Origin of the sequence: Chitinophaga oryzae (genome assembly GCF_012516375.2) — a bacterium.
In the GTDB taxonomy this organism is placed as follows: Bacteria; Bacteroidota; Bacteroidia; order Chitinophagales; family Chitinophagaceae; genus Chitinophaga; species Chitinophaga oryzae.
The window spans coordinates 6,157,835-6,176,790 of sequence record NZ_CP051204.2 but is presented as its reverse complement, the minus strand read 5'-3'; the positions used below and the strand labels follow the sequence as shown (position 1 = coordinate 6,176,790).

The following is an 18,956-nucleotide window of genomic DNA, read 5'->3' as shown; positions in this document are numbered from 1 at the left end:
GGCAGGTAGTTCACTACCTGCTTTTTCTTTTTTATATTTGCCGTTCCAAGATAAAAAAAATTGAATTATGCCGTCCTTTGATATTGTTAGCAAAGTAGATTTACAGACACTGGATAATGCGGTTAACACTGTGAAAAAGGAGATCACCAACCGGTTTGATTTCAAGGGGTCACATGTGGTAATAGAACTGAACAAGAAAGAGCTGGTGCTGAACATAGAAGTAGACAGTGATATGAAGCTGGGGCAGGTGCTGGACGTGCTGGTTTCGCGGTCCATGCGCCAGGGGCTGGAAGCTACCATTTACGATCAGAGCAAGGAAGCCTATCAGAGCGGAAAAGTATATAAAAAAGAAGTGCCGATCCGGAATGGTATCAAACAGGAAGACGCCAAGAAGATCGTAAAACTGATCAAGGACTCCGGCTTAAAGGTACAGGCTGCCATTATGGACGATATTGTACGGGTAACCGGCAAAAAGATTGATGATTTACAGGACGTTATACAGAAATGCCGGGAGGCCAATCTGAATATACCTTTACAGTATATTAATATGAAATCCTGATTTTTTTACAATAAACTTTGGGTGTTAAAGAAATTTGGTTACCTTTGCACCCTGTATTTACAATAATATTTGATATGAAACAGGGAATCCATCCGGAAAATTACAGATTTGTGGTATTTAAAGATATGTCAAACGGACACAGCTTTTTGAGCCGTTCCACTGCACCTTCCAAAGAAACTGTAAAGTGGGAAGATGGCAATGAATATCCGTTGATTAAGTTGGAAATTTCCAATACTTCTCACCCTTTCTATACTGGTAAGAACGTGTTGGTGGATACCGCAGGACGTATCGACAAATTCAACAAACGCTACGCTAAAAAAGCATAGTTCGTTTGCAACAATATTTTTACAAAGAATCCCATCGGCTTATCGATGGGATTTTTTATTTTTAGCCCCTATGGAGCGTCACTACATTCTTTTTGACACGCCCGAACGCGACTTATTATACCCTTTTACGCATACAAGACCCATTGCCGCCTGCAGAGTAGGTATTCTTACCATCCAGGAGAAGTGGGAACATTGGCTGGGGACCGGCGTCAGTCACTATACTGTGCCGTATTTGCAGGAGAAGTTTCCGTTGCGCCGTGGAGAAGATACCACCGAAAATGTGCTGATCAGCGGGCATATCATGCCGGATGCGCAACTGGTGGCGGCCATCATGGCCTTACGTCCGGAGGAGGAATTATATAAAGACAATCACCTGGTAGCGAAGGTGGTACAGGGGAAGGAAGTTCACCTGTTGCCCGCTGCCAGCCGTAAAAGTTATACAGGCCCGGTGTCGGGGATTTTCAGGCCCTGGGATATTTTTTTACAGAATGACCGGGCTATCCGCGAAGATTTTGCCCTGCTGACCAAAGGGCGTGTATCCGCGCCGCTGCCGGAAGGTATCCAGGTATCCAACCCGGAGCAGGTGTTCCTGGAGCCCGGCGCCCAGGTATACAGCAGCATACTCAACGCTGCCACCGGTCCGATTTACATTGGCCGGAATGCCCTGGTAATGGAAGGGAGCGTAGTCAGGGGGCCGCTGGCGATGGGTGAAGGGGCTGTGCTGAAAATGGGCGCCAAAGTATATGGTGCTACCACCCTGGGGCCTTATAGCATCGGTGGCGGAGAAATCAAAAACAGCGTATTTTTCGGCTATTCCAATAAATCACACGACGGATATATAGGCGATGCCGTGATTGGCGAATGGTGCAACCTTGGCGGCAATACAACCTGCTCCAATGTGAAAAACAATGCAGGGGTGGTGAAAGTGTGGATGGAAGCCCGGCAAAGCACAGAGCCTGCAGGGCAGAAGTGCGGCGTGATGATGGGCGACTACAGCCGCTGCGCTATCAATACCATGATGAATACGGGAACGGTAGTAGGCGTGTCCTGTAATATTTTCGGCGCCGGGTTTCCACCGGTTTTCCTGCCTTCCTTTACGTGGGGGCACCAGGTGGGAACGGCCGCTTACCGGCTTCCCGAAGCGTTGAGGGATGCCGCCGCCTGGATGGCCTTTAAAGGGCGGCAGCTGGAAGACGCTGACAGGAGGATATTGGAAGCCGTCTTCAGGGAAACAAACACACAACGACCATAAAACTTAATATCACAGTACATGAGAAAAAAAATTGTTGCAGGTAACTGGAAGATGAACCTCACGCTGGCACAAGGCGAGCAATTGATCAACGACATTCTGCAGGCCGGCCTGAAACTGGGCGAAGGGCAGGAAGTAGTGGTGGCAACGCCTTTCCCGTATCTGACCAAGGCAAAGTCCCTGCTGAAAAACTACCCCGGCTTTTTCGTGGCGGCACAGAACTGCGCCAGCGAGAAAGCAGGCGCCTATACCGGCGAAGTTTCCGCAGAGATGCTGCAGTCAGTAGGCGTGGATTACGTGATCATCGGTCACTCTGAAAGAAGGGAATACTTCCAGGAAAGCAACGCGATACTGGCGAAGAAAATTGATCTGGCGCTGGCAGCCGGCATTAAGCCGATTTTCTGCTGCGGCGAGCCGCTGGAAGTACGCCAGGCCGAAACACAGAACGCATTTGTTGCCAAACAACTGGAAGAAAGCCTGTTCCACCTGAGCGAAGAGCAGCTGAAAAACGTGGTGATCGCCTATGAGCCGATCTGGGCCATCGGTACCGGGCTGACTGCCAGCGCTGCGCAGGCGCAGGATATGCACGCTTTCATCCGTTCACAGATAGCTAATAAATTTGGCCGTGAAGCAGCGCTGCACCTGACTGTCCTTTACGGCGGCAGCGCCAAACCGGGCAATGCCGCGGAACTGTTTTCCAATCCCGATGTGGACGGCGGCCTGATTGGCGGCGCTTCTCTCGTGGCGAATGACTTCGTTGCCATTATCCGTCATTTGGGTTAGTATTTTTTAGCAAAATACGAATAGGGCAGGGATGAGCTGAAAGGCTTATCCCTGTTCCGTTTAGGGGCTTTTGAGGAATAAACTGCGTATTTTTTTAGTAGAAAATGCTAAAAAAATTAGTATTTCAGAAAAAAGGTTGTATATTCGTATTGTCATTCTAACAGTCAGTGTTAAAATATCAGGTTATGAATACGAATTATGAAACTTCGGAAGCGTTATTTGATTATTTGCTGGTAGTGAATCCGGATGTAGTGGTAGCGAAAGATGTAAACCGTATACGGCAGTTTATCGCAACATCCCTTGAAGATGCTGCAAGCATTACCTCACCGGTATACATTCCCCTATTCAGGTCCGAGTTTCCGGCGCGTTTTGAAAATGACTTTATAGACATGGTGGAGGAAGTCGCCAGGCGTCAGTCCGGTTTCGCGATTTATACCTCGCGGCTGGAGGCGGTAAGGCATGCAGACGGCCGGCAGAGCATCTGTGTGAACGTGGCCAATCCGAAGCCATTGATAGAGCTGCACAAGAGCATCATGCAGTGTTTTGATCTCAAACCGCAGGCGTTCAAGCCGGGTATGACGATCGCGCGCGGGCTCGACGAAGTGGCGGTGGGCAAAGTACTGCCGGCATTAACGCAACGGCTGTTTGTGCGGAGCTTTAACTGCCATTGTTTTACCCTGCTGAAGCGGCCGGTAACAGGCGGTAAATATCAACGCGTGCGGGATATCGTGTTTGGGGATATTGAGCATATGACCGGATCGTTGTTTAACTATGCCGCTTAAGTAGTGCAAACTATTATATATCATTGTCTGAATCGGGAAGAGCCGGATTGGAGATGCATTGGATGAAAATTGAACGGACTGTATCATAGATGCCCGCAGTGGTAAGGCTTGCAGGCTATTATTTTGTGACCCCTGTTTCTTCAGTTTTCATCTGTAGTTTGTTTCCCTCAAGTTAACCATTCTCAGTCTTTCCTTTAAATGTGGCGGCTGTCATGGCATGTTGCCGGAGAAATCTATTTCAGCGCCCCGGGATTAATCGTTACATTCGTTTGACCATCAATCTATATGGCCAATGGATCGTACTGTCCGTATTCATCCTGATTCAGACACTTTTGAGATAACCATGGACATCGTTATGACAACCAAATCAATCGTACACAAAGAGATCGTCGTGAGAGGCCGCGTACAGGGCGTGGGGTACCGGGCTAATGCGAAACATATAGCAGATTTGCTGGGAGTGCAGGGACAGATCAAAAACATGCCGGACAAAGCCGTGTGGATTCTGGCGGAAGCAGAAGAACCGGTGATGGAGCAGTTTCTGTCGTGGTGCCGGAAAGGCCCGGCCATGGCTAAAGTGACGGAAATGGAAATCAGTGTGGGACCTGTGCAGCAGGTGTCGGGATTTACCATTCTGCATTAGCGGCAGGATACACAATATAACGCAATACGCCACACGCCTCACACTATACGCTATACGCTATACGCTACATGCTACATCGTATACAACTTTCAGCAATTTAATATACATACCTATTTATAGCATTACAGTTGCTATCCTTCTATATAAACCTGGTTAGATAACAGGTTCTGGTGTTCCTTTCCTATGCCTGGACTACCGCTTTTCCCTATTGGCGGTAGTCCTGAAATAAAGAAAAGCGCAAAGAATACGACGGGCCGCTGACGCAACTCCAGCCGTATCATTCTTTGCGCTTTTTCTATGATGAAGAACGAACGTTGGGCTTCTGTGAAGAAGGATTAATCTTCAATGTTGATGTTCAGATTACCGGGTTCTGCCTGACGGATGTAAGTCCGTTTGTTTTTCAGGTAGGAACCGTATTTTTCAGCAACACTGTCGGATTGTTTAACACCATTGATGAACAGGCCATTGGCATTCTTTTCAATGGTAAAGGACTGCTGGTTGTCTATCAGTTTGTCCGCTGCCATTTTATCAATCATTTCGCGGTATTTCTGCGAAGTGGCAGTGGCTTTTTCACGGGCGACTTCTGCGCTCCTGCGGGCTTTGTCCGCTTCGTGGCGGGCATCTTCCGTCTGACGGAGCATGCGGTCCCGTTGCTCGTCCAGATGCTGTTGCCTTTGTCTTTGACGGGATAGGGAGGAGTCGCGCATGGCGAACAGCTGTTGCCGGTTGGCAGCGGCGGACTGGTCCCGCATGCGGCTCATTTCTTTCAATTGACGCGATCTGTCGGCGTCCATTTTTTTCCGGTTGGCGTCCCATTCCTTGCGGAATTTTTCACTTTCTTTCCGGAATTTTTCGCTGTTCTTCTTCCAGGCTTCGTTATCAAAGTCGAACTGGAAGTTCATGCTGTTTTTTATGTCTTGTTGCATCTGTGACCAGTCGATGCTTTTCAGGGCTTCTCTGGCTGCTTCCTGCGCTGCCTGTGCTTCCTGGGCAATCGCTTTCCAGTCCACCTGGTCTACTGCCGCCTGCGCTTCTGCCTGGATCTTTTTTACGTCAATTTCTTTCAGCTGTTGCATGGCTTTTTCCACGCTTTGCTGTGCCAGCTGCAATTGTTTTCTGACAGCGGCTTCGGACTGGCGTGTGTGCTTTTGGGGAACACTATCCCAAACGGGTGCCATGGGAGCCATCGGCGGCATAGGCGGATGTATCATTTGTCCCTTGCTGTTCATCACAATCACATTTTGTGGCGTTTGTATATTGGCCGGAATGGGAGGCTCGGGTGCAATCGGCGCCGGAGGGGGCTCCGGAGCTTCCGGGATTTCATCTGCTGCCTGTGGTTCAGGAGGTGTTTGCGGTGTTGCCGGTGGTGGTGCGGGAGGAGAGGGGGGCGTCGGCATCGCCGGGACACTGGTATCGGCAGCCATAGCGGTTTCCTGAAGTTTGGTGCCTGCATCTTTCCCTCTGGCGGGATTGAGCCAGGCAATAGATACCAGGGCTGTGGCGATGATGAGGACTGCTAATAATTTCTGACTATAATTAAGATGTTTTGTTTTCATCTCCATGATTCTTTTGATGCGGTGAAACAGATGTTGTTTGTCATCTGCAGCAGCCATGGCCATCGGGTTGGAAGTTAACCGGTACGTTTCCAACGCCATCAGTGCTTTGGCGTAATGCAGGGGTTGGACGGTGCCTGCAATGACGAGGTCGTCGCAACAGTGTTCCCTTTCCTGCCGGATGATACGGGAAATCAGCCAGACGAAAGGATTAAAGAAGAGAATGGTTTCAACGATTGATTGGAAGATATTCAACAGATAATCATTGCGTTTTACGTGTGCCAGCTCGTGCAGCAGGATGGCTTCCAGCTGCTCTTCCGACAGGTTGTTGACCATGGCGACCGGCAGCAGGATCACCGGCTTCAGGAACCCCAGCATGACGGGCACCTGTATGTAACGGGAAACCAGCAGTTTCACCGGACGGGATAATTTCAGTCTGCCCATCAGCCGCTGCAGGTGTTTTTCCCACACTTCTCCCATCGGTTCCACCATGCTGGTGCGGATATGATGAAGCTGCACCAGGTCGGAGGAGAGTTTAATGGTCATGAGCAACATGCCGGCGAGGTATAAGGTGACCAGTACCGGAAAGCATTGTTCCAGGCTGGGAAAGAGCGTCACCATTGTCAGCTGGCTGGCATAGGGCGCTGCCGGTTGTACCGCCAGGGCGGACAAATCCGCCGCATCGGCAGGAACATATTGTACCAGCAACTGTTTAGCTGCCGAAATGGTCTGCCATTGCTGGTAAAAAGTGATCAGGAACCAGGTAAATATGCCGGAAAGCGCGAAAAACGACAGGTTGTATTTAATACGGGCGCTGGCCATGGGCCAGAGTTTCAGCACTACCCTCAGGCAGGCATATACGAAAAAGGCTTGCCATAAGGCATGCAGTATGCTCCAGCCAAGCGCACGTACCAGATCGCCGGTGATAGGTAATAAGTTCATAGTAGTAGCTGTTTTACCGTTATCGCTTTTGTTGTTTTTCTATCTCCGCCAGATATTCCCTGATTTTTTCCAGTTCCGCATCGGAGGAACGGTGCTGCCCAAGCGCCTGCATTACCAGGCTGCTGGCCGATCCGCCGAAGACGGTATCTATCATTTTATTTAACAGCTGCTGCCGGGTTTTTTCCTGCGAAACAGCCGCTTTATACACATGTGTTTTACTGCTGGTGTCACGCTCCAGCAACTCCTTGTCATGCATGATCTGCATCAGCTTCAGCGTAGTGGTGTAACCGGCATCTTTTGTGGCAGAGAGGATATCATGCACCTCCCGTACGGTGCAGGGGCCTTTCTCCCAGAGGATGCTCAGTATTTCCAGTTCACTTTCTGTTGGCTTTATTTGTTTCACAGTCACGATGTTTTATCAAGGATGATTATTATTGTACGAATATCTTCGTAGCTAATGTACGATTGTTTTCGTAAATGCAAAATTAATTATCCGGGAAATTGATAAAGTTGATAAAAAACGGATGAGCGGTTTAGCGGCCTCTTAACTGTTTAGTGGTCTGCCGGCTGCCGTCGGGGCTCCAGCCGGGAGCGTCCAGCAGGTAGTGCCAGGCTTCGCGCAGGGTGCGTGCCCGCCGCAGGTCGCGCCAGATGTCCAGCCATTCGTGGGTGGCAATCCGGAAAGGGTTGTAGGTATGGATATTTTTGGTGAGCCCGTATACCGGCCGCTGCTTTTCCGGGGTGAACGTGCCGAACAGGCGGTCCCAGATGATCAGCATCCCGCCATGGTTACGGTCCAGGTAATCCAGGTCGGACCCATGATGCACCCGGTGGTGGGAGGGGGTATTGAAGATGAATTCGATCGGCCGCGGTAGTTTGTTGATCACCTCCGTATGTATCCAGAACTGATAGATCAGGCTGATGGCCTGCATGCTCAATACCATCACCGGATGGAATCCGATGAGCGGCATCCACAGCCAGAACAGGAAAGTACCGGTAAGATTGCCGGTCCAGGTTTGACGCAGCGCCGTAGCCAGCGTATATTTTTGGGAAGAATGATGAATAACGTGGGAAGCCCAGAAAAAGCGGACGGTATGGCTGCTGCGGTGGAACCAGTAATAGCTGAAGTCATCAGCAAAAAAGCACAATATCCACGCCCACCAGGTGAAGCCGAGGGTAAAGAGCCGGTATTCATAAACAAAGAGATAAATGCCGAAGATAACGCCTTTGGTAAACAGGCCGATGAAAACATTGCCGAGTCCCATGGCAATGCTGCTAAGAGCGTCTTTGGGTTCGTAGAGGTTACGGTGGTCTATCGTGGTAATGATGATCTCCAGCAGTATCAACAGCACAAAGCCGGGAATGGCATACATGATCAGGTTCATGGCATTTGGATATTTGATTATTTGGGTATTTGGTTATTTAATTTACGATTTTTTGATGTACGATTTTGAGATTTTGCTACTGGTTCGCTGCCTGCTGATAAAAAAGGCTGTGCAAGAACCGGCATGTTGACATTAAATCCCAAAATCGTACATCAAAAAACCGTAAATCAAATAGTTAAATATCATAATAACCCAATATCCCAATAACTTTATTTCACCAGTTTTTCCGCCCTGCCGACAGCAGAAGCGCCAAACCAGCCCAGGATTTTGGTTTGCCCGGAAGGAGTGGTATTCACCACGTTCGATTTTACGTTTTCCAGTACTTTGGCGAACAGGCCGCCGGCGTTTACCTGGTTATCTACCTGTGTAAGGAAATCGTGGCTGCGATGGGTGACAGACCGCAGCTTAACGATCACTTTTTCGTTCTGCTGGAACGGTTTGTCGTAATCGGTGATGCTTTCGGCGATAGGCAGGATGAAAGTAGCGCCGTCGGATACGCCTTCATCATAGGAGCCATCTATGGAGAAACCGTCGCGCAGGCGGCGGGTGGTGTCGGTGCGATAGGAGCGGATCCAGTAGTAGTCAACAGGGCCGCCTTCAATATCTTTGGCGTGCATGGTAGCATAATAACCTTCCTTCCCTGAAATAGATTCTTCCTTGGTTTTGAACTTCAGGGTGATGGAATCAATCGGCGGCACTCTCTTAATGGTGTCGTACGCTTCAAAGATCTCTCCTTTGTATTTCACATGCAGTTTGTAGGCGTGGCCCACGATGCCGATCGGATCGTTGGTAGCGTCGTAGCTGTAAGCGTTCTGTTTAAACGCGAACGGGTAGGACTTGCCGTTGGTAAGATCGTAGAGGGTGATGGTGGCATCGTCAATAACCGGTGCGGGATTATTGTTCGTAAAAGGCACCGACATGGTAAACCTGATCGTCTGCGGGCCGGCCTCATTGGTGATCCAGGCGTCGAGCACAGGGTAAGATTTACCCGGGGCCACATCCAGGTCTATTTTATCCTCGCAGGCAGTAAGCGCTGCTAACGCTGATATGATGAATAATGACAGTTTTTTCATGTAATTTCTTTTTAGACAGATTAAAATTTGAAGTTGTACGTGATGCCCGGGATAATGGAGCCGATAATCGACAGGCGAACGGCTTCCCGTTTGTTCGGATCATCTTCATTCTGCTTGAAGTAGATACTGTAGGCATTTCTGCGGGCATATACGTTGTACAGTGAAAACACCCATTCTCCTTTCCAGCGTTTCAGCTGTTTGCCTTTCAGTGTGAAGGACAGGTCCAGCCTGTGGAAAGCCGGCAGGCGGTAGTTATTCCTTTTTTCGGTGCTGTTGTACGGGATGTCCCAGTCCTGGAACTGCAGCCTGTTGTCGGCGTAGGTACCGGGCGTGCCGGAAGCATATACCCAGTTGGCAGACAGGGAAGTCCGTGGCGTAAAGGTATGAGTGAGCACGAGGTTAATGTTGTGCGTGCGGTCATAACGGTTCAGGAACCATTCATTGAGGCTGATACCCGGTGTTTTCCTTTCGGAACGGGACAGCGTATAGCTGATCCAGCCGGTGGTTTTACCAATATCTTTTTTGGCATACAGCTCCAGACCGTAAGCACGGGTCTGGGAGGGGAGCAGGTCGGCCTCGATCAGCTGGTTCAACTGCAGATTGGCGTTGTCGATGTAGTCCAGCTGATGATCGGTGGTTTTATAGAAAGCTTCTGCGGAGAACTCATAGGAGTCGTTCGGAGAGTTGTAGAAGTAACCGATGGTATACTGGTCAGACAGACTGGGTTCGATGTTGTTGGTGCTGGGCGTCCAGATATCGAGCGGCGTAGGAGACGCGGTATTGGACAGCTGGTGCATGAACTGGGTCGTCCGGCTGTAGGCCACTTTCACAGCGTTCTGGTCGTTGAACGCGTAGCGGGCGCTAAGGCGTGGTTCAAAGTAGTAATAACCCTTGATCAGTTCATTGGCGCCGTATTCTTTGCTGCCCACAAGCGTTCTGCGGATGCCGGGCGTAGTGTCGTTGAAATAATAGGCGGTCCCTTTACCCAGCAGCTGGTAGGCTGACAGGCGGCCGCCGTACTGGATACCGAATTTTTTGGTGGGTTTCCACTCGTGATCTATGTATACGGCAGATTCCAGCGCATGTTTGTCGGTCAGTTCTTTCACCCGCTCTTTCTCGCCTTCTGTGCCGATGCCGGTACCGGGACGGAAAGTATAGTAGATGCCCTGTACCCCGAAATGCAGGATGTTATTGGTGTTCAGGTAGTAGGTGAAAGATGGTTTCAGGCCGTAGTTGATAATGTTGGAAGTCCATTTATACCCCTGCAGCTGTTCGTCCTGTTGTTTTTTGGAGCCGTTGCTGAAGCTGAGGCTGTAATCATATTTGGAGTAGTAGGTGGTGAGGTTCATGAACAGGCGGTTGGTGAACACGTGGTTCCAGCGCAGGGTGGCGGTGGCGTTACCCCAGTTCATGTCCACGTCTGTGCCCAGTCCGAATTTGTCTCTGCCGAAGTAGCCGCTGAGGAACAGGGTGTTGTTTTTATCGAATTTGTAGTTTGCTTTAGCAGTCAGATCATAGAAATTCAGTTTGGTGTCCTTCATGTCGCCTTTTACAAAGGGTTTCATGAGGATGTCGATATAAGACCTTCTGGCAGCCACGATAAAAGAGGACCTGTCTTTTACCAGCGGGCCTTCTACAGACAGGCGGCTGAAGATGTTGCCGATACCGCCGTTGACGTTAAAGTTCTGATTGTTACCGTCTTTCATGCGGATATCCAGCACAGAAGAGGTGCGGCCGCCATATTCGGCGGGAAAGCCGCCTTTGATAAGGTTCAGGCTTTTCACCGCATCCGGGTTGAAGACAGAGAAGAAACCGAGCATGTGGCTGGAGTTGTATACCGGCGCTTCGTCGAGCAGGATGAGGTTTTCATCGCTGTTGCCGCCGCGTACGTTGAACCCGGAAGAGCCTTCGCCTACGGTCGTTACGCCGGGGAGGGTCTGGATAGAACGCAGTACGTCCACTTCTCCCATGAAAGCGGGCATCTTTTTCATCTGGGCGATGTCCAGGCGGTTGATGCTGGTGTTGAGCGTATTGACAGCCCTTTCCTGCTTCTGGCCGTTAACGGTGACTTCATTCAGCTGGCTGCTGCTGCTTTCCAGGCGGATGTCCAGTGTTTTGTTGCTATGGAGACTGACAGTTGTTTTAACGGGCGCGTATCCCATATATGAAAACTGTAGTTCATGCTCCCCGGCAGGGAGGGTCAGGGAATAGAAACCGTATTGGTTGGTAACCGTACCAACAGTGGTACCGGGTTTACCGATGGAAATTCCCACCAAACTTTCCCCGTTCTGTTTGTCTTTTACATAACCGCTAACGGTATATCGTTGCTGTTGTGCGCGTGTTGGACCCATTGCCAGTGCTAAGACCAGCAAAGTCATCAACATGGTGACCAAAGTTTTCATAATAGGTAAATCTCGATTTTAAATGACGTTCCTGTTTTTTTGTGACGTTGCTAATAAGACGTGGTGGGGAATCTGTACCCCTATCGGGATTCAGATTATTTTTTTGATTAATAATAGGGGTGAAGATAAAGCGGAAAAGTGAGAAAGAATATTGAGGCTGAAGCCAGGGGTTCGCTCCAATCTCAATATTCGCTACAGGACTGGTTCTGAGGAGGATAAATCAATCAAGGATGTCACAATTGAACCCAAGCCGGTTCACAAATTCAATAATCGTTCTTTCCGCCAGTTGCTGGGGGCTGATCACTCTTAAAACCTTGTCACAGTCTTCAATGTCCACGCTGCAGGCATTTACGCTAAAGTTGGATGAAATGGCGTCAACTACGTTGTCTTTATCCTTAACAGTGTTAATATTTGTACGGAATATTCCAATCATGACGTTTGGATTTGAATTTTGCGGAATATATTTGTGCAAATTTGCTACTGTTTATCCGTATAGCTGTTACATGAAAAGGATAAAAACTTATACGAAACGGATTATTTTATGGCTGTAGTAATCAAAAATGAACTTAACGAAGTATTGCTGCAGGAAGGTTTTCCTTTTTCGCCGGAAGAGTTGAATTCTACCCGGAACATCGTAGAGGAGCGGAAAGAGCAGCGGCTTGAGTTCGGTGCCTATGATATACAGGAGTGCCGGTTTGACGGCATTCACCTGATCATCTGCACGGCGGAAGTGTATGAAACCCTGACGGTAGCATCTGACGATATCATGCCCCATGTATCCATGTTGTTTATGGAACAGGGCGATGTGCGCGCCCGTATCTACGGACAAAAGACGCCCTACCGGTTTTCATCGCTCGAACATAATATCATGTATTCTCCCTACCGGGAGGAGACGGCCGAACTGAGAAAGCAGGATGGCATCCAGGTGCTGGGGATGAGTTTTACACCGGAGCGTTTCCTGGAGCTGGCAGACAGCAACGGGCAGACGCTGGGTAAAATGGCCGACCGCGTGGCCAATAACAAAAGCGTGGCGCTGGCGGAAAAAATGAACCCGCGTATTACACCCCGTATGAAAACGGTGCTGGCGGAGATACGGCAATGCCAGTTCAAAGGCGGGCTGAAAAAGCTGTTTCTGCAGTCGAAAGTGATGGAGCTGCTCGCGCTTCAATGTGACCAGGTGGAGAATGATTTCGGCCGGGGAGCGGTGGTCCATAATATCAACACGCGGGAACTGGAGCAGTTGCAACATGCCCGCTACCTGTTGTTGCAGAACCTGCAGGAGCCGCCTTCGCTGGCGGAACTTTCACGGCTCTGCGGCCTTAATGAGTTCAAGCTTAAATCCGGTTTCAAGACCGTTTTCGATAATACCGTTTTCGGTTACTTCAATGACCATCGTCTTAGTATGGCGCGGGAACTGGTACTGGCTGGCGGCAAAACGCTCGCGGAAATTGCAGATGACGCAGGTTATTCTTCACCACAGCATTTCAGCAGTGCATTTAAGAAGAAGTATGGCGTAGCGCCTTCCAAACTATAGATATCGTATGATAAAAAAGACGGCCCACCGAATCCCGGCGGGCTGTCTTTTTTTATGCTATGGCATCACGGTTTAGTAGGCGACGGTAAACCGTTGCTGGATATGCGCCGGTTTCTCCAGTTCGTCGATAAGGGCGATGGCGTAATCGGCGGTGGAGATTTTGCTTTCGTTGTTGGCATCGAGCAGGAGCTGGTTGCCACCGAGGCGGAATTTGCCGGTACGTTCGCCGGGGGCGATCATAGCAGCGGGGCTTAATACCGTCCATTGCAGGTCTTTGTCCTGTTTGATGATTTTATACGCTTCGCGGGTGGCGCTGGCGCCTTCTTTCCATGCTGCCGGAAATTCAGGGGTGTCCAGCAATTCTACGCCGGGTGCTACTTCCAGGCTTCCGGCTCCGCTTACGGCAATCAGTCTTTTGATGCCAGCCTGTTTCAGGCCGCCGATGATCGCGCGGATCGCTTTTACATAGGTTGCAGTATCGTGGGCGCTGTACGCGCTGATGACAGCGTCGTTGCCGGCAACGAGGGAAGCTACTTCCGCTTCGTTGGTCACATCGCCTTTCTTAACAGTCAGATGATCGTTTTTAACCTGTATTTTTTCCGGATTACGGACGATGGCGGTTACTTCATGACCTCTGTGCAATGCTTCGTTTAAAAGGGCGCTGCCAATGAATCCTGATGCGCCGATGATAGCTACTTTCATGTTGAATGCGTTTTTGTAGTGATATAATTACAGCCAGCGTTGACTGATTGTTTAACTGTTTTATTTTTTATTACAGTTTGATAAGGCAAATGTACGGCACTTTTTTACTGTAACAAAAATAATTACAGTAAATTTTTAAAAAAGGGCGGACAATCTGGCCGGAGAGATAATAAAGCGCTGTTAATCAGTTTGTTTTATAGAACAGCGATCTCTTCGTTTATGATTGTCCGCCGGGAGACGGATGGGCAACCAGGTGCCCATCAGCCGGATGATTTATTTCAGCACGTATACCTGCTGGGTTTTAGTGGCAGGCGGTGTCATGCTTTTTTCTTTGACTACCGGTGGCACTTCTTCCTTCGTATGGAATTTTTCAGACAGGGTAGGCGCAATCACCAGCGATACGATGGACATCAGTTTGATGAGGATGTTCATAGAGGGGCCGGAGGTGTCTTTGAACGGATCACCTACGGTGTCGCCGGTTACAGAGGCTTTATGCGGTTCTGATTTTTTGTAGAAGGTTTCGCCGTTGATTTCCACGCCTTTTTCGAAAGATTTTTTAGCGTTGTCCCAGGCGCCGCCGGCGTTGTTCTGGAAGATGCCCATCAGTACGCCGCTAACGGTGGCGCCGGCGAGGAAACCGCCCAGTACTTCCGGACCGGCGATAAAGCCGATGAGCAGCGGGGAGATCAGTGCAATAGCGCCCGGCAGGATCATTTCGCGGATAGAAGCTTGTGTGGAGATGGCCACGCATTTATCGTATTCCGGTTTACCGGTGCCTTCCATGATGCCCGGTATTTCGCGGAACTGGCGGCGTACTTCTTCCACCATGGCCATGGCAGCGCGGCCTACTGCGGCGATTGCCAGCGAGGAGAAGATGAACGGGATCATACCGCCTACAAAGAGGCCTGCCAGCACATCGGCTTTATAGATATCGATACCCTGTATGCCTGCCACGCCTACGAATGCCGCAAACAGCGCCAGGGCGGTGAGGGCGGCGGAAGCGATGGCGAATCCTTTACCGGTAGCGGCAGTGGTGTTGCCCACTGCATCGAGGATATCGGTTTTTTCACGCACGTCTTTCGGCAGTTCGCTCATTTCAGCGATACCGCCGGCGTTATCTGCGATAGGACCAAAAGCGTCGATTGCCAGCTGCATCGCGGTGGTGGCCATCATGCCGGCCGCAGCGATCGCTACGCCGTACAGGCCGGCAAAAGCGTAGGAGCCGTAGATACCCAGCGCCAGCACGAGGATGGGCAGCGCAGTGGATTCCATGCCTACAGACAGGCCGCCGATGATATTGGTGGCGGCGCCGGTGGCTGACTGCCGGATGATGGAGCGGACCGGGCGTTTGCCCATGGCCGTATAATATTCGGTGATGATGCTCATCAGGGTGCCTACTACGAGGCCTACCACGATGGAGCCGAATACCTGTGTTTTGGTGAACTCGTGGCCGCGCAGTACCATAGGCCCTTCGGGCAGTATCCAGCTAACGAGGAACCAGGAAGCGATGGCGGTGAGGATAATGGAGCCCCAGTTGCCCATATTCAGCGCTCTCTGTACCACGCCGGTATTGAGGCCGGCGCTGTCGCTGATGCGCACGAAGAAAGTACCGATGATGGAAAAGATGATACCGGTGCCGGCGATCATCATGGGGAGCAGGATGGGGGCGAGGCCGCCAAACATGTCCTGCGAGGTCGTTTCAGAGCCCAGTACCATGGTTGCCAGTACGGTGGCCACATAGGAACCGAAAAGATCAGCGCCCATACCTGCCACGTCACCTACGTTGTCGCCCACGTTGTCTGCGATGGTGGCGGGGTTGCGCGGATCGTCTTCAGGGATGCCGGCTTCCACTTTACCTACCAGGTCAGCGCCTACGTCGGCCGCTTTGGTATAGATACCGCCGCCTACACGGGCGAAGAGGGCGATGCTCTCTGCACCCAGCGAAAAGCCGGTCAGCACTTCGATGGTCCGGATCATTTCAGCTGTATTGGCCGCCGCTCCGAAATAGGATTTGAGAATGATGAAGAGGGAACCGAGTCCCAGTACAGCCAGGCCGGCAACGCCCATACCCATGACAGAACCGCCGGTAAAGGAAACGCCCAGCGCTTTGGCAAGACTGGTGCGGGCCGCCTGTGCTGTACGCACGTTGGCTTTGGTCGCTATTTTCATTCCGATGAACCCGGCTGTAGCAGAGAAAGCAGCGCCTATGATGAAGGCGAGGCCTATCGACCAGTGGGAGGTATGATGGGAAGCACCCATGTAACCCAATAACAGCGCAGCTATGATGACAAAGTATATCAGTACTTTATACTCCGCTTTCAAAAATGCCATAGCGCCTTCCGCAATATGCTGCGCTATTTCTTTCATCTTTTCATTGCCCGCATCCTGGCGGGAAACCCAGGAGCTGCGGACTGCAGTAAATAACAAGGCCAGTAATCCAAAACAGGGAACGAGGAAAACGATACTCATAGAAGCGTATTTAAATTGCTCGGTTGAAAAAATAGCGTATTGATTGAATAAATGTTATCCAATAAATATAGATAATAAAATTTTGAATTACGAATTCGGGGTAAGGAATTACCGCAGGCAGGGAAGAAATAACGCAGCAGGGCGTATGGTGGCTGGTTTCAGAGGGGGAAAACGCGTGGCGACGGAGCGTTGGGTGGCGGGGAAGCGGGGCGTCGCGGGGAGTGGTACCGCATAGGTTAAGAAAGAGCTTCGATATTTGGGAGACAGGCTGCCGGTTGGCCGGTGGCAGACCGGGGCCACGAACAGGTGTGGCCGGGACCCGGTATTAATGCCGTTATGACGAAAGTATTTTAATAAAAACACTCCCGGAAAGCCGCTCCCATGAAGGCAACGATATCCCCGGCGGTCATGGCCTCCTGAGATAACTGCGCCGCCGCCAGGTCCCCGGCATAGCCATGCAGCCAGGTGCCCAGCAATACCGCCGCTTTGGGCGCATAGTCCTGCGCCAGCAGACCGGTCAGTATACCGGTGAGCACATCGCCGCTGCCGCCGGTGGCCATGCCGGGATTGCCGGTAGCATTGAAATACACGGCGCCGTCCGGACAGGCAATTGCGGTATAACGCCCTTTCAGCAGGATGTAAAGTTGCAGCCGCACCGCCTGTTTGGACAACAGTTCCAGCCGTTCAAAATCGTTGGCGGAAGGGCCGAAGAGCCGTTCAAACTCTTTGGGATGGGGCGTGAGGATAGAACCTGCCGGCACCTGGTATAACAGTGACGGATATACGGAGAGAATATTCAGTGCATCTGCATCGATGACCATCGGGCGTTTATAGGTGCTCAGCAGTTTTTCGAAAGAGCGGGCGGTAGCCGCTGTGGTGCCCAGTCCCGGCCCGATGCCGATGGTTTTGTAGCGGGCATCGGCCTGCTCGTGAAAATGCGCGCTGTGGTCCTGTACCTCGTCGGTGACGGTCATCGCAGCGGGCTCGCTGATCTGCATAATATCATACCCGCAACCGGGGACATGGCACGTCAGCAGCCCTGCGCCGGCCCGCAGGCAGGCTTTGGCGCTCAGCACGGCGGCGCCCATCTTGCCATGGCTGCCGGCAATCAGCAGGGCATGGCCAAAGGTGCCCTTGTGCGCAAAAGGAGGTCGCGGCGTATATATAGTATGCATCATCTCCTTGTCGGCCAGATGATAGCGTGCAGGCGTATGCGTTATATATTCGGGCGACAGGCCTATGGGAAGTATATGTACATCCCCCACCAGCGCGGCGTTTTCCGGCAGGAGAAAAGCCAGCTTGTAAAACTCGAAGCTCAGGGTGTAATGGGCCTGTATGACGGGCGTATTGCGGCAACTGGCGTCTGCCATCAGCCCGGAGGGCATATCAATGGCAACAATCGTATGGCGGCCATGTTGGTCATTGATCTTATGAATGATACCGGCCAGCCAGCCTTCGATAGGTTTATTCAGCCCGGTGCCAAAAATGGCGTCCACAATCACCGCGGAAGCGGGCAGCTCGGGAAAACCGGTAACATCGGCTATTTCGCGGATACGGCCGGCGTATTGCTGTTGCAACCGGCGGTAGTAATACACATAGTCCTCACTGGCCCTGTTGCCATATTCCAGCAGACAGGCAGTTACCTGGTAACCTTCTTCCAGCAGCCGGTGGGCGATCACCAGCCCGTCGCCGCCGTTATTGCCTTTGCCGCAGAAAATAAAAAAAGGATGGGAAGGGGCGAAGCGGTCCAGTAGCCAGTCAGCGCAGCTGCCTGCAGCACGTGCCATCAGGTCGGTACTGCTCACGGGCTCCTGAGCGATGGTAAAGGCGTCCGCCTCCCGGATCTGTGCAGCGGTGAAGATTTTCATATCCTGCTGTTGAACAATAAAAGTAGTTCAAAAATAAGGAACATAAAAAAACGGATCATGCTTGCCTCATGATCCGTTTACGGGTTATTAGCGTTTCCGCTATGTTAGAAGGTGAATCTTGCAGATACGCCTCCAATTTCTTCTCCGATGTAGTTGGTCGGGCCAACAAACTGAACGTAAGGTTTCAGGTCGGCGCTCAGGTTCAGCGGGATATTTTTGAAAGTCCATTCAACACCGATGATACCGTCCAGGCCCGGAGATACGTAAGTACCTTTGCCTTTGTCTATGTAACGGTCCCAGTCATAATCACGGCGATCATAGAAACCTACGTGTACACCGCCGCCGGCATACATGTTCAGTTCCGGTCTGCCGATGTTCCAGTGATATTCATACAGACCTGTGAAAGTAACGTTGGTTTTGTGTTGGTGGTTGGTGGTTACCAGCCCTTCAATGGCGTGAGGGCCCTGGATGAAATGTTTGATGGTGAAACCCACAACCCATGGGTTCAGGCGGATACCCAGGGCAGTGTTGTAGTTTTCAACGCTTTTGCCGTAGCTTTTCTTTTTCTGCGCGTTAGCCTGTACTGCCAGCAGGGCAAACAAGCTGAAAAATAACACGACTTTTTTCATAGATGTTGTTATTTATAGATACAAAAATGTATGCGACTATTAACGTTGGCTATTCGTTCT

16 protein-coding genes are annotated in these 18,956 nt (G+C 50.8%); 7 read left to right on the top strand and 9 right to left on the bottom strand.

From position 1 onward, the window contains the following. Positions 1-67 precede the first annotated feature (67 nt). The 6 genes from HF324_RS24330 (at position 68) to HF324_RS24305 (ending at position 4,339) form a co-directional block, all read left to right on the top strand. The gene (locus HF324_RS24330) at positions 68-559 is read left to right on the top strand and encodes a YajQ family cyclic di-GMP-binding protein (RefSeq protein ID WP_168805215.1); all 492 of its coding nucleotides are present in this window, start codon (positions 68-70) and stop codon (positions 557-559) included. A 74-nt stretch (positions 560-633) separates the two neighbouring features. Then, a complete protein-coding gene (locus tag HF324_RS24325; RefSeq protein WP_168805214.1) occupies positions 634-885 on the top strand; it encodes a type B 50S ribosomal protein L31 in 252 nt (83 codons plus the stop codon). Between the two features lie 70 nt (positions 886-955). Then, positions 956-2,137: a putative sugar nucleotidyl transferase gene (locus tag HF324_RS24320; RefSeq protein WP_168805212.1), complete on the top strand. Its 1,182-nt coding sequence runs from the start codon at positions 956-958 to the stop codon at positions 2,135-2,137. Between the two features lie 18 nt (positions 2,138-2,155). Continuing rightward, positions 2,156-2,917 carry a triose-phosphate isomerase gene (gene tpiA, locus HF324_RS24315; protein WP_168805210.1) on the top strand — a complete coding sequence of 254 codons (762 nt, stop codon included), beginning with the start codon at positions 2,156-2,158 and terminating at the stop codon, positions 2,915-2,917. Positions 2,918-3,102: 185 nt separating this feature from the next. Continuing rightward, complete coding sequence (locus HF324_RS24310) at positions 3,103-3,699, top strand: 2'-5' RNA ligase family protein (RefSeq protein WP_168805208.1); 597 nt, start codon at positions 3,103-3,105, stop codon at positions 3,697-3,699. A gap of 355 nt (positions 3,700-4,054) precedes the next feature. Next, positions 4,055-4,339: an acylphosphatase gene (locus tag HF324_RS24305; RefSeq protein WP_168811842.1), complete on the top strand. Its 285-nt coding sequence runs from the start codon at positions 4,055-4,057 to the stop codon at positions 4,337-4,339. A 335-nt stretch (positions 4,340-4,674) separates the two neighbouring features. Here the strand turns inward: HF324_RS24305 and HF324_RS24300 are convergent, their stop codons facing one another. The 5 genes from HF324_RS24300 to HF324_RS24280 all read right to left on the bottom strand — a co-directional run bounded on the left by HF324_RS24300 (position 4,675) and on the right by HF324_RS24280 (position 11,694). Continuing rightward, positions 4,675-6,834 carry a M56 family metallopeptidase gene (locus tag HF324_RS24300; protein ID WP_168805206.1) on the bottom strand — a complete coding sequence of 720 codons (2,160 nt, stop codon included), beginning with the start codon at positions 6,832-6,834 and terminating at the stop codon, positions 4,675-4,677. 19 nt (positions 6,835-6,853) lie between these two features. Further along, the gene (locus tag HF324_RS24295) at positions 6,854-7,237 is read right to left on the bottom strand and encodes a BlaI/MecI/CopY family transcriptional regulator (protein WP_235021471.1); all 384 of its coding nucleotides are present in this window, start codon (positions 7,235-7,237) and stop codon (positions 6,854-6,856) included. Positions 7,238-7,367: 130 nt separating this feature from the next. After that, the gene (locus HF324_RS24290) at positions 7,368-8,219 is read right to left on the bottom strand and encodes a sterol desaturase family protein (RefSeq protein ID WP_168861040.1); all 852 of its coding nucleotides are present in this window, start codon (positions 8,217-8,219) and stop codon (positions 7,368-7,370) included. Between the two features lie 209 nt (positions 8,220-8,428). Next, a complete protein-coding gene (locus tag HF324_RS24285; RefSeq protein WP_168805202.1) occupies positions 8,429-9,292 on the bottom strand; it encodes a DUF4249 domain-containing protein in 864 nt (287 codons plus the stop codon). Between the two features lie 20 nt (positions 9,293-9,312). Next, positions 9,313-11,694: a TonB-dependent receptor gene (locus tag HF324_RS24280; RefSeq protein WP_192023278.1), complete on the bottom strand. Its 2,382-nt coding sequence runs from the start codon at positions 11,692-11,694 to the stop codon at positions 9,313-9,315. Between the two features lie 541 nt (positions 11,695-12,235). Between HF324_RS24280 and HF324_RS24275 the strand changes: the two genes are divergently transcribed. Then, complete coding sequence (locus HF324_RS24275; RefSeq protein WP_168805200.1) at positions 12,236-13,228, top strand: helix-turn-helix transcriptional regulator; 993 nt, start codon at positions 12,236-12,238, stop codon at positions 13,226-13,228. Between the two features lie 72 nt (positions 13,229-13,300). On the opposite strand, the gene HF324_RS24270 is transcribed toward HF324_RS24275, so the two are convergent. From HF324_RS24270 to HF324_RS24255, 4 genes are all read right to left on the bottom strand, one after another. Next, positions 13,301-13,930 (bottom strand): NAD(P)-dependent oxidoreductase, encoded by a 630-nt coding sequence (locus tag HF324_RS24270; protein WP_168805198.1) that lies wholly within the window; start codon positions 13,928-13,930, stop codon positions 13,301-13,303. 273 nt (positions 13,931-14,203) lie between these two features. Further along, positions 14,204-16,399 carry a sodium-translocating pyrophosphatase gene (locus HF324_RS24265; RefSeq protein WP_168805196.1) on the bottom strand — a complete coding sequence of 732 codons (2,196 nt, stop codon included), beginning with the start codon at positions 16,397-16,399 and terminating at the stop codon, positions 14,204-14,206. Between the two features lie 350 nt (positions 16,400-16,749). After that, positions 16,750-18,267, bottom strand: a complete 1,518-nt coding sequence (locus tag HF324_RS24260) for an NAD(P)H-hydrate dehydratase (RefSeq protein ID WP_168805194.1) — start codon at positions 18,265-18,267, stop codon at positions 16,750-16,752. A 104-nt stretch (positions 18,268-18,371) separates the two neighbouring features. Beyond that, positions 18,372-18,896 (bottom strand): hypothetical protein, encoded by a 525-nt coding sequence (locus HF324_RS24255; protein ID WP_168805192.1) that lies wholly within the window; start codon positions 18,894-18,896, stop codon positions 18,372-18,374. Positions 18,897-18,956: the final 60 nt, after the last annotated feature.